At 61.5% G+C, this 17,195-nt stretch carries 13 protein-coding genes; 5 read left to right on the top strand and 8 right to left on the bottom strand.

Annotation, left to right across the window (positions count from 1 at the left end; genetic code table 11):
- The first annotated feature begins 220 nt into the window (after positions 1–220).
- Positions 221–724, top strand: a complete 504-nt coding sequence (locus tag BN1123_RS15875; protein ID WP_042028168.1) for an NUDIX hydrolase — start codon at positions 221–223, stop codon at positions 722–724.
- A gap of 127 nt (positions 725–851) precedes the next feature.
- A complete protein-coding gene (locus tag BN1123_RS15870; RefSeq protein WP_042028167.1) occupies positions 852–3,011 on the top strand; it encodes an AsmA family protein in 2,160 nt (719 codons plus the stop codon).
- A gap of 109 nt (positions 3,012–3,120) precedes the next feature.
- Here the strand turns inward: BN1123_RS15870 and glnE are convergent, their stop codons facing one another.
- From glnE to BN1123_RS15840, 6 genes are all read right to left on the bottom strand, one after another.
- A complete protein-coding gene (gene glnE, locus BN1123_RS15865; RefSeq protein WP_042028166.1) occupies positions 3,121–6,000 on the bottom strand; it encodes a bifunctional [glutamate--ammonia ligase]-adenylyl-L-tyrosine phosphorylase/[glutamate--ammonia-ligase] adenylyltransferase in 2,880 nt (959 codons plus the stop codon).
- 144 nt (positions 6,001–6,144) lie between these two features.
- Positions 6,145–6,591 (bottom strand): GNAT family N-acetyltransferase, encoded by a 447-nt coding sequence (locus tag BN1123_RS15860; RefSeq protein WP_042028165.1) that lies wholly within the window; start codon positions 6,589–6,591, stop codon positions 6,145–6,147.
- Positions 6,592–6,746: 155 nt separating this feature from the next.
- On the bottom strand, positions 6,747–8,102 hold the full coding sequence (locus BN1123_RS15855; RefSeq protein WP_026456973.1) for an NCS2 family permease: 1,356 nt from the start codon (positions 8,100–8,102) through the stop codon (positions 6,747–6,749).
- Between the two features lie 265 nt (positions 8,103–8,367).
- Complete coding sequence (locus tag BN1123_RS15850; protein WP_026456972.1) at positions 8,368–8,703, bottom strand: hypothetical protein; 336 nt, start codon at positions 8,701–8,703, stop codon at positions 8,368–8,370.
- Between the two features lie 93 nt (positions 8,704–8,796).
- On the bottom strand, positions 8,797–10,464 hold the full coding sequence (gene ettA / locus BN1123_RS15845) for an energy-dependent translational throttle protein EttA (protein ID WP_026456971.1): 1,668 nt from the start codon (positions 10,462–10,464) through the stop codon (positions 8,797–8,799).
- Positions 10,465–10,776: 312 nt separating this feature from the next.
- Positions 10,777–11,625, bottom strand: a complete 849-nt coding sequence (locus tag BN1123_RS15840; RefSeq protein ID WP_042028164.1) for a lytic transglycosylase domain-containing protein — start codon at positions 11,623–11,625, stop codon at positions 10,777–10,779.
- A 356-nt stretch (positions 11,626–11,981) separates the two neighbouring features.
- Between BN1123_RS15840 and BN1123_RS15835 the strand changes: the two genes are divergently transcribed.
- From BN1123_RS15835 to BN1123_RS15825, 3 genes are read left to right on the top strand one after another with little or no spacing between them, the layout of a single operon-like run.
- Positions 11,982–12,722 carry a glycosyltransferase family 2 protein gene (locus BN1123_RS15835; protein ID WP_026456644.1) on the top strand — a complete coding sequence of 247 codons (741 nt, stop codon included), beginning with the start codon at positions 11,982–11,984 and terminating at the stop codon, positions 12,720–12,722.
- Positions 12,722–13,084, top strand: coding sequence for a lipid-A-disaccharide synthase N-terminal domain-containing protein (locus tag BN1123_RS15830; RefSeq protein WP_042028163.1), 363 nt, complete (start codon positions 12,722–12,724; stop codon positions 13,082–13,084). Before BN1123_RS15835 ends, BN1123_RS15830 begins: the two co-directional genes overlap by 1 nt.
- Positions 13,074–14,780: an ArnT family glycosyltransferase gene (locus BN1123_RS15825; RefSeq protein ID WP_042028162.1), complete on the top strand. Its 1,707-nt coding sequence runs from the start codon at positions 13,074–13,076 to the stop codon at positions 14,778–14,780. The genes BN1123_RS15830 and BN1123_RS15825 overlap by 11 nt, the downstream gene beginning before the upstream one ends.
- Before the next feature lie 58 nt (positions 14,781–14,838).
- Here BN1123_RS15825 and BN1123_RS15820 read toward each other — a convergent pair whose 3' ends face one another.
- A complete protein-coding gene (locus BN1123_RS15820) occupies positions 14,839–15,837 on the bottom strand; it encodes an NAD-dependent epimerase (protein ID WP_042028161.1) in 999 nt (332 codons plus the stop codon).
- Entirely contained in the window at positions 15,834–17,195 is a 1,362-nt protein-coding gene (locus BN1123_RS15815; RefSeq protein ID WP_042028160.1) for a UDP-glucose dehydrogenase family protein, read from the bottom strand. The genes BN1123_RS15820 and BN1123_RS15815 overlap by 4 nt, the downstream gene beginning before the upstream one ends.

Genomic DNA, 17,195 nt, shown 5'->3' with positions numbered 1-17,195 from the left:
CGCCATGCGAGAGTAGGACATTGCCAGGCACCCAACATGAAAACCCCGCTCACTGAGCGGGGTTTTTTATTGCCTGAAATTCAACGTTTTGTTTGTATTTTGGCCAGTTCTAACCTCTGTTACTCCCTTCTTCCCCCCCTCTCCACCTGAACCTTGCCATTTTGTTCATACAGCCCTATCTGGAGCGTACAATAGGGTTTTATCCAAATGGAGACGTTCCATGTTTTGCCCCCAATGCGGTAAAGAGAGCCTGCTTGCCAAGAGCAACAAGGAGTTCCGTTGTGACTGTGGCTTCCACTTCTTTCAGAATGTGGCTGCGGCCGTGATGGTCGCCCTGTGTTGGCAAGATGAAGTGCTGGTTGCAGTGAGGGCTCGCAACCCTGGCAAGGGGCTGCTGGATCTGCCGGGCGGATTTGTCGATCCCGGCGAGTCGCTGGAAGCTGCCCTCGTTCGCGAGTTGCAGGAGGAGCTGGGCCTGGATGTTTCAGCTTGCCCCGTTCGTTATCTGGGCTCGTTTGCCAATACCTATCCCTATGACGGCATCACCTATCACACCTGCGATACCGCATTTGCCATCAATCTGACCGAGAAGCCCGATCTTAGTGCTGCGGACGACGTGGCCGATTGTCAGTGGGTGAAACTCGGCGCGCTTACCCCTTCCTGTTTTGCATTCGCGTCAACTCGCATCGCCATTACCCTGCTGACACAGCAATTATCTTCATAATTCAGAATTGCTTGTGTCGGGTGCGACTATCCCTGTCCCCTGATTTGGCTGTTTTGGGAGACTGTCCCCATCTGCGGGGTTTCGGGTGATATAGTCTCACTCAAGATCCGTATTCAAGGAGTTTGTCGTGAAGAAGATCATCTACATCCTGTTGGGGTTGGTGCTGGCCGCAGTGATCGCGATTACTGCGCTGATCAGCCTGATCGATCCCAACCAGTTCAAACCCCAGCTGACGGAGCAGGTAAGAAAGGTCACTGGTCGTGAGTTGGTGATGGCGGGGAATATCGACTGGCGCTTCTGGCCGAGTCTTGGCCTGTCACTCGAAAAAGTGGCTCTGCGCAATCCGGCAGGCTTTGCCGAGCCTGATCTGATCCGCTTCGAGCAGGGGAGTGCATCAGTTGCCCTGTTGCCGCTGCTTTCCCATCGGTTGGAGATAGGCGAGGTGACGCTGGCTGGTGCCCATCTGTTTATCCAGACGAAAGCGGATGGCAGTTCCAACCTGAGCGGCCTGCTCTCGGACAAGTCATCTGCCGAGCCTGCAACGGCGGAAGATGCCAAGGCGCCGGCCCGTGAACCTCAGGGGGCGCCAGCAGAGAGCAAGCCTTGGCAGATCAAGCTGAAAGGGGTGGTACTTGAACAGGCCAGTGCCCTGGTGCAGGACGATCGCAACGGTATTGTTTCTCGCCTCGACAGGCTCGATCTCGATCTCGGCCAGCTGGCCATGGGTCAGTGGGTGCCGGTCACCTTCGCCGCCAAAGGGGCTCAAGGCCAGCTGGCCTTTGATCTGAAGGGACAGGGGGAGGTCAAGCTGGCACAAAATGCGTTGGCCAGCGAATTGAAAGGGGTGGTTGTGGGCGGATCGCTCAAACAGCCCTCCCGGCAGCTGGATAATTTCACCCTGAAGGCCGATCGCCTGGCGCTGGGGGAGTGGAGCAGCCTTGCTCTGAGCCTGCAAGGTGCCCAGGGTGAAGGCGAGCAACCGGCGCTGACCGGTTCGCTCGAGGGAACGCTCAAGGCCAGGGTTGACCAGGATCTTAAACTGGCTGAGCTCTCCGATGTGGTGCTCAGTGTCACATTGAATGGCGATACGCTGCCGCACCCACAGATGAACCTCAAGTTGGCCGGGTTTGCCCGTGCTGAACTGGAGGCTAAGAAAGTCACCCTGAGCAAGCTGGTGATGAGTGCCGATGATACCCTGCTGACTGGCGAAGGTGCGGTGCAGCTTGGGGCTGTGCCCAAAGTGGAATTCGATCTCAAGGGGGAGAAGCTGGATCTCGACAGCTGGCTTGGCACATCGGCAAGCGCTGCGGCGCCGGCTCCTACCACACCGGCGAGTGCCGGCAACAAGGCGGCAGAACCAACCAAGGTGACTCGCGCTCTTTCGGCAGTTGAACCTAATCTGGATGTCCTCAAGGCAATCGATGCCATTGGACGGTTGCAGCTGGGCAGCTTGCGGGTGAGAGGGCTGGATCTGAGCCAGCTCGATATGCAGTTGGCGCTGGCGAACGGTCAGCTTACCCTCAAGCAGTTCAGCGCCGGCGTAGCTGGCGGCAAGGTGACGGCGAGTGGCGTGCTCGATGCGCGTCAGCAGCCAGCCCGTTACCAGGTGAGCAAACGGGTGCAGGGAGTAAATGTGCACTCGCTATTGCAGACCCTGGCGCAGAATGACTTGCTGGAAGGGCGGGGCGATCTCGATGTGCAGGTGCAGGGACAAGGCCTGTCAGAGCAGGCACTACGCAGTCGGATGCAGGGCAAGATAACCCTGGCGTTGCACGATGGGGCCCTGCATGGCATCAACCTGGCAGAGATGATCCGCGAGGCGCGGGCTACCTTGACCGGCAAGGGGACGGATCAGGTCAAAGAGGTACGCAAGACCGACTTCAGTGCCCTGACAGCCAGCTTCCAACTGGCAAACGGGGTGGCGCGCAGCGACGATATCCAGCTATTTGCCCCCGCACTACGGGTTCATGGCCAGGGGCAAACGGCACTGGTGCCCGAGACACTCGACTTCCTGTTCCTGACCTCCATCGTCGAGAGCAGCAAGGGGCAGGGCGGCAAGGGAGTCGATGAGCTGAAGGACATCACCATACCGGTGCGCATCGGTGGCCAGTGGCAGGCACCGACCTATCGGCTGGACGTGAAGGCGCTGCTCAGCAACAACAAGATCCTCGAGGAGAAGGCACGCAAGGAAGCCGAGCGCGGCCTCAAGAAGCTGCTGGGTGACAAGGCCGACAACGAAGGGGTTAAGGGAGTGGCCGATCAACTGCTCAAAGGGTTGTTCAAATAACCCGTCGCTTCTCGTCCCTCTAATACAAAGAGCCCGCATTGTGCGGGCTCTTTTACTATATGCAAGTTGGGAAGAGTCGTGGGCTAGCCTCGAGACCGATGATCCTTTCTTATTCTTTTTCACTGAGCAGCTGTTGCCAGACCGCCAGCACATGGCTGCGTTCGGGTAGCAGTTGGTCGTCGCTTACCTTGCGGGAGACCTCCGAGAGGTTGAGGCGATGGCCGAGGTTGCGGATCTCCAGATAGGCCTGTTTCAGTTCCTCGGCTTGCTCCAGGGGCAGAACTCCCACCATCACGCACTCGTCGAAGATGCGCACGTTATCGGACCAGCGGGTGAGCGCCTCGGGCTCGCCACAGGCGTGGGCCAGCACCAGATACTGGGCGATGAACTCGATGTCCACCATGCCGCCGGGGGACTGCTTGAGGTCGAACTCGCCGGCGCCCGCCTTGAGCAGGTGGTCCCGCATCTTCTGGCGCATCTCGCGCACCTCGCGGGCCAGGGTCGGCAGCTCCCGCTCTTTGGCCAGCACGGCGCGGCGGATACGGGCAAACTCGGCGATCACCGCCTCGTCGCCATAGATGGGACGGGCGCGCACCAGCGCCTGATGCTCCCAGGTCCAAGCTTCGTTTTGTTGGTATTGCTCATAGGCGGAGAGTGACGAAACCAGCAGCCCGGAGTCGCCGGAAGGGCGCAGCCGCATGTCGATCTCATACAGGATGCCGGAAGGGGTGCGGGTGCTGAACAGGTGCAGAATTCGCTGAGCCAGACGCAGGTAGAACTGGCGGCTGTCGATGGGCTTGCGTCCATCTGTATAGCTGTTGGGGTCGCCGCCGTGCAGGAACACCAGATCGAGATCCGAACCGTAGCCGAGCTCGATGCCGCCTAGCTTGCCGTAGGCCACCACGGCAAAGCCGCGCTGGCCGCTAGTGGCTACCTCGGGCGGCACGCCGTAGCGCTCGCTCATCTGGGCCCAGGCCTGATTGACCACTTCTTCGGTGATCGCCTCTGCCAGCCAAGTGAGGTGGTCGCTCACCTTCATCAGCGGCAGGGCGCCGGCGATGTCGGCCGCCACGATACGCAGCAGCTGCACCTGCTTGAACTGGCGCAGCGCCTCCATCTGCTGCTCCACGTCCTCTTCGGGGATGCGCAGCAGGAACTGGCGCAGCTGGGGCTTGTACTGATCGAGCGGGGTGGGGTGGTAGAGGTGCTGGGGGTCGAGCAGCTCGTCCAGCAAAATCGGGTAGCGGGCCAGCTGCTCGCTCACCAGATGGCTGGCGTCGCACAGTCGTACCAGCTGGCGCAGGGCGCCCGGGTTTTCCGCCAGCAGCTGCAGATAGGCGCTACGGGTGAAGATGCGGGTCAGCAGCTCGCACACCCGCTCGAACAGACGGGCGGGTTGCTCGCTGGCCACCACCAGTCGCAGCAGCTCCGGCATCAGCCAGTCCAGCGCGATACGCCCCTGCGGGCCGACCTGACGGCGCTTGTACTCCTCCTTGAAGCGCAGCAGGGCGGCGCAGAGCGGGGCGGGCTCGGCCACCCCCTGGGCGGTCAGCAGTTGCTCCAGCTCGGCGGCGTCGAGCTCGGTGCGCCACAGATCGAGCCAGAGCTGCTCCAGATGGGCGGGGGCCTCTTTTTCTTCCCCCACCACGGCGGCGAACTGCTGATGGACGGCTGCCATCTCCTCATCGAGATGAGCCATGAAGGCGCCCCAGTCAGCAAAGCCGAGGGCGGCGACGAGCCGCTGGCGATCCCGCTCCTCGGTGGGCAGGGTCTGGGTCTGCTGATCGCCGATCTCCTGCAGGATATTTTCGACCCGGCGCAGGAAGCGGTAAGCGACCAGCAAGCGATCGCAATGGGCCGCTTCGAGGGCGCCGCATTGGGCGATGGCGGCGAGCGCCTCGGGCAGGTGGCGTACCCGCAGGGCGGGCTCGCGGCCGCCGCGAATGAGCTGCAACGCCTGGGCGATAAACTCCACTTCGCGAATGCCGCCGGCCCCCAGCTTGATGTTGCCCTCCAGCCCCTTGCGGCGCACCTCGGCGGCGATCATCGCCTTCATCTGACGCAGGCCGTCGATGACGCCAAAGTCGATATAGCGGCGAAACACGAAGGGGCGCAGCATCTCGGCCAGCTCGATTGCGTGCTCACACTGGGGCCCCAGTACCCGCGCCTTGACCATGGCGTAGCGTTCCCAGTTGCGGCCGTGGTGCTGGTAGTAATCCTCCATGGCGGCAAAGGAGATGGCGAGCGGCCCGGCGTCGCCAAAGGGACGCAGCCGCATGTCGACCCGGAACACCTGGCCATCCTGGGTCGGTTGATGCAGGGCGTTGATGATGCGCTGGCCCAGCTTGATAAAGAACTGCTGGTTGGCGAGCTCCCGCCGCCCGCCGACCGTGTAGCCGTTCTCGGGGAAGGTGAAGATAAGGTCGATATCCGAGGAAAAATTGAGCTCGCCGCCCCCCAGCTTGCCCATGCCGAGGATCAGCAGCGGCTGCGGGTTGCCATCCCCATCCGTCGGGGTGCCCAGTTCGCTGCACTGCTTGGCGTAGAGCCAGTCGCGGGCTGCGCAGATCAGGGCATCGGCCAGTTTGGTCAGGTGGACGAAGCTCTCTTCGACCTCGGCATGACCCAGCAGTTCGCGCCAGGCGATGACCAGCATGCGACTGCGCCGGAACTGACGCAGGGTGCGCTTGAGCGCCTCCTCGTCAACGACTTCAGCCAGCAGAGCAGTCAGATCGCGCTGATAGGCCGGCCAGCGCTCGGTCTGCTCCAGCTCCCCCGAGGCGAGGATCTGCGCCAGCAGCTCGGGTTGTTTGATCAGTGAGTCGGCGACAAAATCGGAGAGACCGAGCAGGGTGAGCAGGACCTGCCGGGTTGCCTCGGGCAGGTCGCCGTAGTCTGGCGCCAGTTCGAGCAGTCGCTGCCATTGGCGCTGGGCCTGCGCTTGTAGCAAGGGGGAAAGAGCGGAGAAAGAGGGAGAGTGCTGGGCCACGGTTGCCATCCTTGTGGTTGACGAAGCTGCTGGGTGAAAACGCTGGCTGCCAATCTAGCACTGTCGCGCCCCCACGTCACAGCGCAGGGGCGAGAAGCATGATCCGGCGAAAATAATCGGCCGCCAGCAGAGGGAGCCCGAGATTCAGGTACGCAGGTAGATCTCGGGGTCGTAGATCTCCATCAGGCTGGCTGGTGCACTGGCGGGCACGAAGCCAAAGCTGCCATAGAGGCCGTGGGCATCCAGGGTCGACAGGCTCAGACGCCGTAGCCCCTGCAGCTCGGGGTGGGCGAGGATGGCCGCCACCAGCGTCTTGCTGTAGCCCTGACCGCGATGCTCGGGCAGCACGAACACATCGGAGAGATAGCCGAAGGTGGCCTTGTCGGTGATGACCCGGGCGAAGGCCACCTGCTGGCCGCCGAGGTAGCCACCAAAACAGAGGGAGTGATTGATGGCGCGCAGCACAGTGGTCAGCGGAATGCCGGGGCTCCAGTAGGCCTCTTCTGACAAAAAACGGTGGATCAGCGGCACGTCAAGGCGTCCCTTGTCGTCGCTGACTTCGAAGGTGGATCGGGGGGATGAGTGATGCATCCTGGCTCCTTGCTGGATGGTGAACATGTTCCGTATGGAGCAACCATGTTAACAACTTTGCGCCGACGGCACAGCGTCTCCATGAGTGGCTGTGCGGTGGTAATAAAAATGGGCTCCCTGTCGGGAGCCCATTTGGTTAACCGGTTCGGTCGTTATCAGTGGCTGTCGACCCAGACGAACTTGAGCACAAACAGCAGGGCGACCACCAGCACGCAGGGGTTGATCTCGCGCCAGCGGCCGGTGCCCGCCTTCATCACGCAGTAGGAGATAAAGCCCACGGCGATCCCTTCGGTGATGGAGAAACTGAACGGCATCATGACGGCGGTCATGAAGGCCGGGACCGCCTCTGTCAAGTCTTCCCACTTTACCCGGGTCAACTCGGAGCACATCAGCACGCCCACATAGATAAGGGCCCCCGCAGCAGCGTACGCTGGCACCATGGCGGCGATGGGTGAGAAGAAGATAGCCAGCAGGAACAGGATGCCGACCACGATGGCGGTCAGGCCGGTACGGCCACCGACGGCAACGCCGGAGCTGCTCTCGATATACGCCGTCACGGAAGAGGTGCCCATAAAAGCGCCGCCGACCGAGCTCACGCTGTCGACCATCAGGGCCTGCTTCATGCGCGGGAAGTGACCCTTGTCATCGGCCAGCTTGGCGCGGTTGGTGACGCCAATCAGGGTACCGGAGGAGTCGAACAGGTTGACCAGCATAAAGGAGAAGATGACGCCGGCCAGACCGATATCCAGCGAGCCCATCAGATCGAGCTGGCCGAACACGGGATCAATGCTGGGGGGCATGGCGATGAAGCCCTTGAAGGTCACGTCGCCAAACAGCCAACCCAGGGTGGTGGTGACCACGATGGCGATCAGCACGGCGGAGTGCACGCCGCGGGCGGAGAAGATGCAGATGAGGAAGAAACCCAGCAGCCCCAGCAGGCAGGGCAGGGAGGTGAGGTTACCCACAGTCACCATGGTGGCGGGGCTGGCGACCACAATACCTGCGTTGTGCAGGCCGAGCAGAGCGATCAAGAGGCCAATACCGGCGGTGATACCGACCCGCAGAGTGAGCGGAATGTTGGCGATAAGCCAGTAGCGCACCCGCAGCAGGGTGAGGATCAACAGCCCCATGGCGCCCCAGAAGATGGTGCCCATGCCGACCTGCCAGGAGTAACCCATACCTGCCACCACCACGAAGGCGAAGAAGGCGTTGAGGCCCATGGCCGGTGCCAGGGCGATGGGCAGGTTGGCCAGCAGGCCCATCAGGATGCTGCCGATACCGGCGATAAGGCAGGTGGTAACGAACACCGCTTGGGTGTCCATGCCGGCCGCGGAGAGGATCTGCGGGTTGACGAACACGATATAGACCATGGTCAGGAAGGTGGTGATCCCGGCGATGACCTCGGTGCGGGCTGTGGTGCCATGGCCTTGCAGGGCAAACAGGCGCTCAAGCAATCCTTGCCCGGCGACCTGATTGGTAGCCTGCCCTGTGGCGTTGTGTGGTTGGTTCATGTGAATTCCAATAGGTGACGTGAAATAAGCAGCAAGAGAGCCGGTGGACCCATTCATGCGAGGTAAATGGCCCCAGCAGATGGTGGCTAAATGACCAGACTCGACTTGATACCGTGACAGCGCGCACATTTTTACACAGGAGGTGGCGTTTACAAACCCCGGATCTGCGAGGCGGATCAATGAATAGAGTAAAAATTCAAACGTTTGCTATTTGAGCAATAAAAAAGGTCCTCGATAGAGAACCTTTCTTTGTCAAAACCGAGGTTCAGAGAGTCTTGAAGTAGCGTTCCACCAGTTGGGCCAGCACGGAGTCGAGCCGCTCCTGCACTTCCCCCAGCTCCCGATCGAAACGGCGCAGAAACAGGCTGGCCTGCTCCTCGCTCAGCTTGCGACCGGCGATGAAGAACTCCTGTTCCGGCAACTGCTTGTCATAACGGGGAAGCAGTACCCAGCTCACCAGTTCGGGCTCTACGGCCTCGAAGATCTTGGCGGCGGCGGCACAGAAGGTTTCGATGTGCGCCTTGCCATCCGGCCCGAGGCAGCCGGGTTCGACCCGGATCTGAATGGTGAGCTTCTTCTCTGTGGTGGGCTGGGTCGTCATTTCGCAAAATCCATGCAAGGTCGTTCGTTCTGGATTGTAAGCCATAAGGCACAAGAAAGGGGAGCCGAGGCTCCCCTTGTCGCATTTGCCGGTTTACTTGGCGATACGCTTGTATTTCGCACGGTGCGGCTGGATGGCCTCGGCGCCGTAGGTCTTCTTCTTCCACTCTTCGTATTCGGTGAAGTTGCCCTCGAAGAATTCGATCTTGCCCTCGTCCTGGTAGTCCAGGATGTGGGTGGCGATCCGGTCGAGGAACCAGCGGTCGTGGGAGATGACCATGGCACAACCCGGGAACTCCAGCAGGGCGTTCTCGAGGGCGCGCAGGGTTTCGATGTCCAGATCGTTGGTCGGTTCATCGAGCAGCAGCACGTTGCCGCCGGTCTGCAGCAGCTTGGCCAGGTGCAGACGACCGCGTTCACCACCGGAGAGCTCGCCGACGCGCTTCTGCTGATCGGAGCCCTTGAAGTTGAAGCGGCCGATGTAGGCGCGGCTCGGAAACTCGTAGCTACCGATGCGCAGGATGTCCTGACCGTCGGCGACCTCTTCGAACACCGTCTTCTTGTCATCCATGCTGTCACGGAACTGATCGACCGAGGCCAGCACCACGGTATCGCCCAGGGTGATGGAGCCGGAATCCGGCTGCTCCTGGCCTGACATCATGCGGAACAGGGTCGACTTACCGGCACCGTTGGGGCCGATGATGCCGACGATGGCGCCCTTGGGAATGGCAAACGACAGATCGTCGATCAGTACGCGATCCCCGTAGGATTTGCGCAGGTTGGCCACTTCCACCACCTTGTCGCCGAGGCGCGGTCCGGGCGGAATGAACAGCTCGTTGGTCTCGTTGCGCTTCTGGTAGTCGTTGGTGTTGAGCTCCTCGAAGCGAGCCATACGGGCCTTGGATTTGGCCTGACGACCTTTCGGGTTCTGGCGAACCCACTCCAGTTCCTTCTCGATGGACTTGCGACGAGCGGCTTCGGCACTCGCTTCCTGGGCCAGACGGGCATCTTTCTGCTCCAGCCAGGAGGAGTAGTTGCCTTCCCACGGGATACCCTCGCCACGGTCCAGCTCCAGGATCCAGCCAGCTACATTGTCGAGGAAGTAACGGTCGTGAGTGATGGCGACGACGGTGCCCTCGTAGTCGTGCAGGAAGCGCTCCAGCCAGGCCACGGATTCGGCGTCCAGGTGGTTGGTCGGTTCGTCCAGCAGCAGCATGTCCGGCTTTTCCAGCAGCAGGCGGCACAGGGCCACACGGCGACGCTCACCACCGGAGAGGTGCTTGATCTGGGCATCCCATGCCGGCAGACGCAGGGCATCGGCCGCGCGCTCCAGCTGGTTTTCCAGGTTGTGGCCACCCTGGGCCTGGATGATGGCTTCCAGTTCGCCCTGCTCGCGGGCCAGCTTGTCAAAGTCGGCGTCCGGATCGGCGTAGGCCGCATAGACCTCGTCGAGGCGGGCCATGGCGCGTTTCACTTCGCCGACGGCCTCTTCTACCGCTTCGCGCACGGTTTGCTCCGGCTCCAGCTTCGGTTCCTGGGGCAGGTAGCCGATCTTGATGCCGGGTTGCGGGCGGGCTTCCCCTTCGATCTCGGTATCCAGCCCGGCCATGATGCGCAGCAGGGTGGATTTACCGGCGCCGTTCAGACCCAAGACGCCGATCTTGGCGCCCGGGAAGAAGCTCAAGGAGATGTTCTTGAGGATATGACGCTTGGGCGGCACTACCTTGCCGACCCGGTTCATGGTGTAAATAAATTGAGCCATTGGCTAATTCTCTTCTTTTTCAGCGAGTTAATGTTTTTCATCAACAGACTGAGGTCGTGGTGGGGCCAGGTCGGCACAGGCCAACCGGGTTCCAAAAAACCCGTCGATTGTAAACCAACGAACAAGGGGGGGCAAAGCGGGCGGCCGGTTGCTCATCCTCCGTCAAGAAGAGGTGGGCGAGGTGAGATAGAGGGGAGGGCAGAATGGGGCTGTGACCGGCAAAATCCCCGGAAAATTCGTCTTAATTTTTCCTTAAGTTAGTGACGATAGGGTGGGACCGGGCTGGTTTTTTGATGTGTTGCCGACCCCTTGTCAGCGTAGGGATGGCTTGGTTTCAGCCGTTTGCTTGTGCCCTGAATAGTAGAGCACCCGCTGCACGTAATCCTGGGTCTCCTGATAGGGGGGGATGCCGCCGTAGCGGGCCACCGCCTTCTCGCCGGCATTGTAGGCCGCACTGATCCTGATCCAGTCCGGGCCGAACTGTTTCTCCAGCCATTTCAGGTACACCATGGCGCCACGGATGTTTTGTTCCGCATCGAACGGGCGGGTGACACCGAAACGCTGCTGGGTGGCGGGGATGAGTTGCATGACCCCTTGCGCCTGTTTGGGCGAGACGGCAAAGCGGTCGAGGTTGGATTCGGCGATGGCGATGGCCAGGGCCAGCTTGGGATCGACCTGATGGCGCTCGGCGGCCTGCCGGACCATATTGGCCAGTTTCTGCTTGCTCGCAGATTGTCGGGCCAGATATTTGTCCTGATCGAAGGGGGTGGCGGGCTGTACCCAGGGAACACCGGCAGGGCCGCTGCCCACACCGCAGTTGCCCAGGGGGGCATTGCCTACACGAGTGTTGTAATAACGAGCGGCTTGCTGGTTGCCAAGGCGCATGGCCATGGCGAGATAGGCGTTGGCTTGCCGGGCACTGCGGATACCTTGTGGCCCGCGGGCCAGCAGGCGGCCGATGCGAAAATAGGCCTCCGGATTGCCCAGTCTGGCGGCATTGCAATAGTAGGCAATGGCTTGTCTCGGGTTGCTGCGCTCGATGGCTGCGCCCTGGCGGATGGCACTCATCGCCTTGGGCGCCTGGCGAAATGATTCGGCCTGGGCCGATGCCGTGATCAGCAAGAGCAGGAGACTCCACCCCCAGGTGCCGAATCTCTGCATGACGAGTTCCTCATATTCTTCGTATTCGGAAGATATAGGTTCTACACAGGAAGGTTGCCAGCCAGATGATGGAACATGTGGTTATGTGTTCGCCCGTTAGAGATGAAAACGGTATGGAACTTTATGTCAGGAAGCCAACCCCCTTCCTGCCGACATGAGCAGACACAGAGAGTTTATCCTCGGGGTATGACGGATGGTTTTGTCTACGTTAGTTGATGCATAAATCAATTCCAGGATGATAGACTGGCTTCACATTAACGTAACATCCTGTATTTATTTAGGATAATTACCATCCCCATTTTTTCATGATGCGATCAAGCGGACTGATTGCGTCTCTCTATAGTCGGGAAGCTCATATGGGTTATTCAATCGATGTATCAGTCGTCGTGCCAGCCAAAGATGAACGGGACAATCTGGCTCCCCTTATCGGCGAAATCGATGCCGCGCTTGGCGGGAAGTACGATTACGAATTGGTCTACGTGGATGACGGGAGCGAAGACGACAGCTACGCCATCCTGTGCGAGCTGAAGACGCGTTTTCCCCGGTTGCGGGTGGTGCGTCACGAGCGGGCCGTCGGCCAGAGCATGGCGGTGCTCAGTGGCGTGCGTCATGGCCGTGGCGAGTGGCTGGTGGTGCTCGATGGGGATGGCCAGAATGATCCCGCCGACATTCCCGCCATGCTGGAAGAGGCCAAGCGCCGTTTTGCCGCAGACCGGAAGGAGGTGGGGCTCATCGGCCATCGCGTCAATCGCCGCGATGACTGGGTGAAGCGGATCTCTTCCAAACTGGCCAACGGCTTTCGCGACCTCTTGCTGCGCGACGGTATCCCGGATACCGGCTGTGGACTCAAGGTGGTGCGGCGCGACTGGTATCTGCGTCTGCCCGGCTTCAACCATATGCACCGCTATATTCCGGCCCTGATCCAGGCGCAGGGCGGTCGCATGTCCCCCTGGCCGGTCAATCACAGGCCCAGACAGGCGGGGGTCTCCAAATACGGGGTCTGGAATCGCCTCTGGGTCGGGCTGGTGGACGTGGTCGGTGTCTGGTGGCTGCAGCGGCGATCCAAGGTCGTCGAGGTAAGGGAGATGCTCGATTGATGGACGCCTTGCTCTCGCTCCCCCTGCACTGGCTCGATTGGACCGGCCTGCATGTGACCGGCTGGAAGCTCATCGGCTACACGGGGGCACTCATGTTCGGGGGGCGCTGGCTGGTGCAATTCATTGCCTCCAGGCGGGCCGGTCGGCCTGTGATCCCCCGCCTGTTCTGGTACATGAGTGTGCTCGGCAGCCTGATGACGCTGAGCTACTTCCTCTTCTCCCCCAAGCAGGACTCCGTCGGCGTACTGCAAAATCTCTTCCCCACCTTTACTGCCCTCTACAGCCTCTATCTGGATATTCAGCATCGCGGCTGGAAGCGGGACAAACTCATCCATGACAGCGAGATCCGCCATGGTAAATGATCGAACCCTGCTCAATCAGAGCTCCCTTGGCTGGCTGCTGCTGATAGCCCTGGTCGTGCTTGGCACCGGACTTGGGCTGCGCGATCCCTGGCCGGCCGACGAACCCCGCTTCGCCCTGGTGGCCAAGGAGATGGTGGAGAGCGGCCAGTGGCTGTTCCCGATGCGCGGCGGCGAGATTTATCCGGACAAGCCTCCCATGTTCATGTGGGGGATCGCCATCGCCTATCTGCTGACCGGCTCCATCAAGGTGGCCTTTCTGCTGCCCTCATTGCTGGCGGGTCTGCTGACCCTGGTGCTGGTATGGGATCTGGGCCGCCGGCTGTGGACGCCCCAGGTCGGTTTTCTGGCCGGCTTGCTGCTGCTCTTTACCGTCCAGTTCACCCTGCAGGCCAAGACGGCCCAGATCGATGCGCTGGTCACCTTCTTCATCACCCTGGGCCTCTACAGCTTCATTCGTTTCCTGTTGTGTAACGGGGGCTGGCGATGGTACTGGCTCGGCTGGTTTGCCGCCGGCCTTGGCATCATCACCAAGGGGGTGGGTCTGTTGGCACTGCTGGTGCTGATCCCGGCGATCTGGACCCATTGGGATAAAATTCGCACGGCATCCCGCAGTGACTGGCTCAAGGGACTGGCGGGGCCGCTGTGCATGCTGCTGGCCATCGGCCTGTGGCTGGTGCCCATGCTGATTGCCGTGGCCCAGAGCGGCGACCCCATACTGCAGGCGTATCGGGACAACATCATGCTGCGCCAGACGGTGACCCGCTATGCCAACTCCTGGCATCACGTCAAACCCTTCTGGTACTACCTCACCTCGGTGATCCCGCCGTTCTGGCTGCCGCTCACCCTGCTGCTGCCCTGGCTGGTGGTGGAGTGGCGCAGAGCCATCCAGGGGGGGGACAAACGCATCATATTGCTGCTCGGTTACCTGGTGCTGGTGGTGATCTTCTTCTCGGTTTCGCCCGGCAAGCGCGGCGTCTATGTGACGCCTGGCACGCCGGCTTTGGCACTGTTGAGCGCGCCCTTCATCGCCGCCCTGCTGGCCAGGCGCTGGCCAGGCCGCCTGCTGTCAGGGCTTGGCTGGTTGCTGGGCATCGTCTGCCTCGGTGGGGCGGTTGCGCTGGAGTTCAGTGCCAAGCTGGCCAGCCGGGTGAGCGAATTGGGGCCAGCCCCCTGGCTCCCCCTGCTGGTGATGGGGGGCGTGTTGTTGCTCGTCAACGCCTTGCTGCGCCGGGCACCGCTTACCGCCATTCTGGCCACCCTTGCCTGTGGCTGGCTCATCTACTCCACCTGGATCTGTACGCGCCTCAACGACATGCGCACGCCGCAAACCGTGATGGCGCTGGCAGCGGAGCGGGTACCGGCGGGCAACGAGTTGCTGCTGACCGGTTTCAAGGAGCAGCACCTGCTGTTTACCCGCCAGCCGCTGCGACACTACAGCTACCAGATGCCGGATGATGCGCAGGCCCGCGAGGCGGCGGCCTGGGTGGCTGCCGCGCCAGGACGCTGGGTGCTGGGGGCGGCCGATCTGCTGGAGCGCTGTTTTGACCCCGCGCGCATGGAGAATCTCGGCAATCGTCACCGCACTGACTGGCTGCTGACCAATGCCGAGGCCATCAAGCCCGCCTGTCAGGGGCTCAGGCCAGAGATAGAACCATTTAGCTATGTACCAGGCCCCAAGGAGGGGAACCTGAACTAAACAAAAGGGGCTGCCATTGGCAGCCCCTTTTTCGTTGTCAGGCCAGATCGCGGCTTGCTCAGACCCCGTAGTACTCTTTGTACCACTCGACGAAACGGGTGACCCCTTGCGTCAGCTCCACTTTCGGCCGGTAGCCGGTCGCTTCGAACAGCGCCTCGGTATCGGCCCAGGTGGCGAGCACATCCCCGGGCTGCATGGGGCAGAGGTTGCGGATGGCCTGCTTGCCGAGGGCTGTTTCGATGGCCTCCACGAAGTCGGCCAGACGTACCGGGCTGCCGTTGCCGATGTTGAACAGCCGATAGGGGGCCGAGCTCGACTCGGTCTGCCCGTGCCAGGCGGGGTTCGCCACCGGGGGACGATCCGCGATGCGTATTACCCCCTCGACGATGTCGTCGATATAGGTGAAGTCCCGGCTGAGCTGGCCCTGGTTGTAGATGTCGATGGGTTCATCGTTCAGGATTGCGCGCACGAACTTGAACAGGGCCATGTCGGGGCGTCCCCAGGGGCCGTAGACGGTGAAGAAACGTAGCCCTGTGGTCGGTAAACCGTAGAGGTGGGAGTAGGAGTGGGCCATCAGCTCATTGGCTTTCTTGCTCGCCGCATAGAGGGAGACGGGGTGATCCACCCCATCCGAGGTTTTGAACGGCATCTGTTCGTTGAGGCCGTAAACCGAGCTGGAGGAGGCATAGATCAGGTGCCCGACACCATGATGGCGGCACCCCTCGAGGATGGTGAGGGTTCCGTTGAGATTGCTGTCGGCATAGGCGAAGGGGTTGTCCAGGGAGTAGCGTACTCCGGCCTGGGCGCCAAGATGGATCACCCGATCGAACTGCTCCCGGACGAACAGGGCCGCGATGGCTTGCCTGTCCGCCAGATCGCCGCGCTCGAAGCGAAAACTGGACAGCGGCAGGAGCTGCGCCAGCCGCGCCTCTTTCAGGCTCACCTCGTAGTAGTCATTGAGATTGTCGAGGCCGACGACCTGATGCCCTTCGTGACAGAGCCTTTGCGCCACATGAAAACCGATAAAGCCGGCGGCGCCGGTGACCAGGTACTTCATTGTGCTTTCTCCAGCGCGTGCGTTTTTTCCAGGCTGTCGCCGCGGCCGATGGCGTAATAGATGAAGCCACGCTGGTGCAGGCGGGCCGGATCATAGAGGTTGCGGCCATCGAGGATGACGGGTTGTTTCAGTGTGCGCTTGATAAGCTCGAAGTCGGGGGCACGGAACTGTTGCCACTCGGTGCAGATGAGCAGGGCATCGGCGCCCTTGAGAGCCGCCTCCTGGGTGCCGCACAGGGTCAGATCGTCGCGCAGGCCGTAGAGGTGCTGGGCCTCTTTCATCGCCTCGGGGTCAAACGCCTGCACCTTGCCGCCGGCGGCCCAGATGGCCTCCATCAACACCCGGCTCGGCGCTTCGCGCATGTCATCGGTATTGGGTTTAAAGGCCAGCCCCCAGAGGGCGAAGGTGTGCCCCGTCAGGTCGTTGCCAAAGTGCTTAAGCAGGCGCTCGATGAGCTTGTGTTTCTGCCTGTCATTGACCTTCTCCACCGAGCGCAGCAGGGGCACGTCGCAGCCACTTTCGCTGGCGGTATGGATCAGCGCTTTCACATCCTTGGGGAAGCAGGATCCGCCGTAGCCGCAGCCCGGGTAGATGAAGTGGTAGCCGATGCGCGGGTCGGCGCCGATCCCCTTGCGCACCTCCTCGATGTCGGCACCGAGGCGCTCTGCCAGCCCGGCCATCTCGTTCATGAAGGAGATCTTGGTGGCCAGCATGGCGTTGGCGGCGTACTTGGTGAGCTCGGCGCTGCGGGCATCCATCTGGATGATGCGATCATGGTTGCGGTTGAAGGGGGCGTAGAGCTCCTCCAGCAGGGACATGGCGTGATCCGAGTCGGTGCCGATGATGATGCGATCCGGGCGCAGGCAGTCGGCCACCGCCGCCCCCTCCTTGAGAAACTCGGGGTTGGAAACCACCTCGATGGGCAGAACAACGCCCCGCTCCTTGAGGATGCCGTCGATATGCTGACGTACCCTGGCGGCCGTGCCGACCGGCACCGTGCTCTTGTTGATCACCACCTTGCCCGCCTGCATCAGACGGCCTATGGTGCCGGCCACCGCCAGCACGTGCTGAAGATCGGCAGAGCCGTCTTCGTCCGGCGGGGTGCCGACCGCGATGAAGATGAGCTCGGCAAAGGCCACCCCTTCGGCCACATCCGTGGTGAAATGCAGGCGGCCAGCCTGATGGTTGGCCTGCACCATGGGCGCCAGCGCGGGTTCGAAGATGGGGATGATCCCCTCCTTGAGGCGTGCGACCTTGCTGTCGTCCACATCCACACAGGTGACCTGATGGCCCATCTCGGCGAGCACGGCGGCCTGAACCAGTCCCACATAACCAATCCCGAATACGACGACTCTCAT

Origin of the sequence: Aeromonas enteropelogenes, assembly GCF_000819845.1 — a bacterium.
GTDB classification, from domain to species: Bacteria; Pseudomonadota; Gammaproteobacteria; order Enterobacterales; family Aeromonadaceae; genus Aeromonas; species Aeromonas enteropelogenes.
The sequence above is the reverse complement of the archived record's forward strand: the minus strand, read 5'-3'. Positions and strand labels throughout refer to the sequence as shown.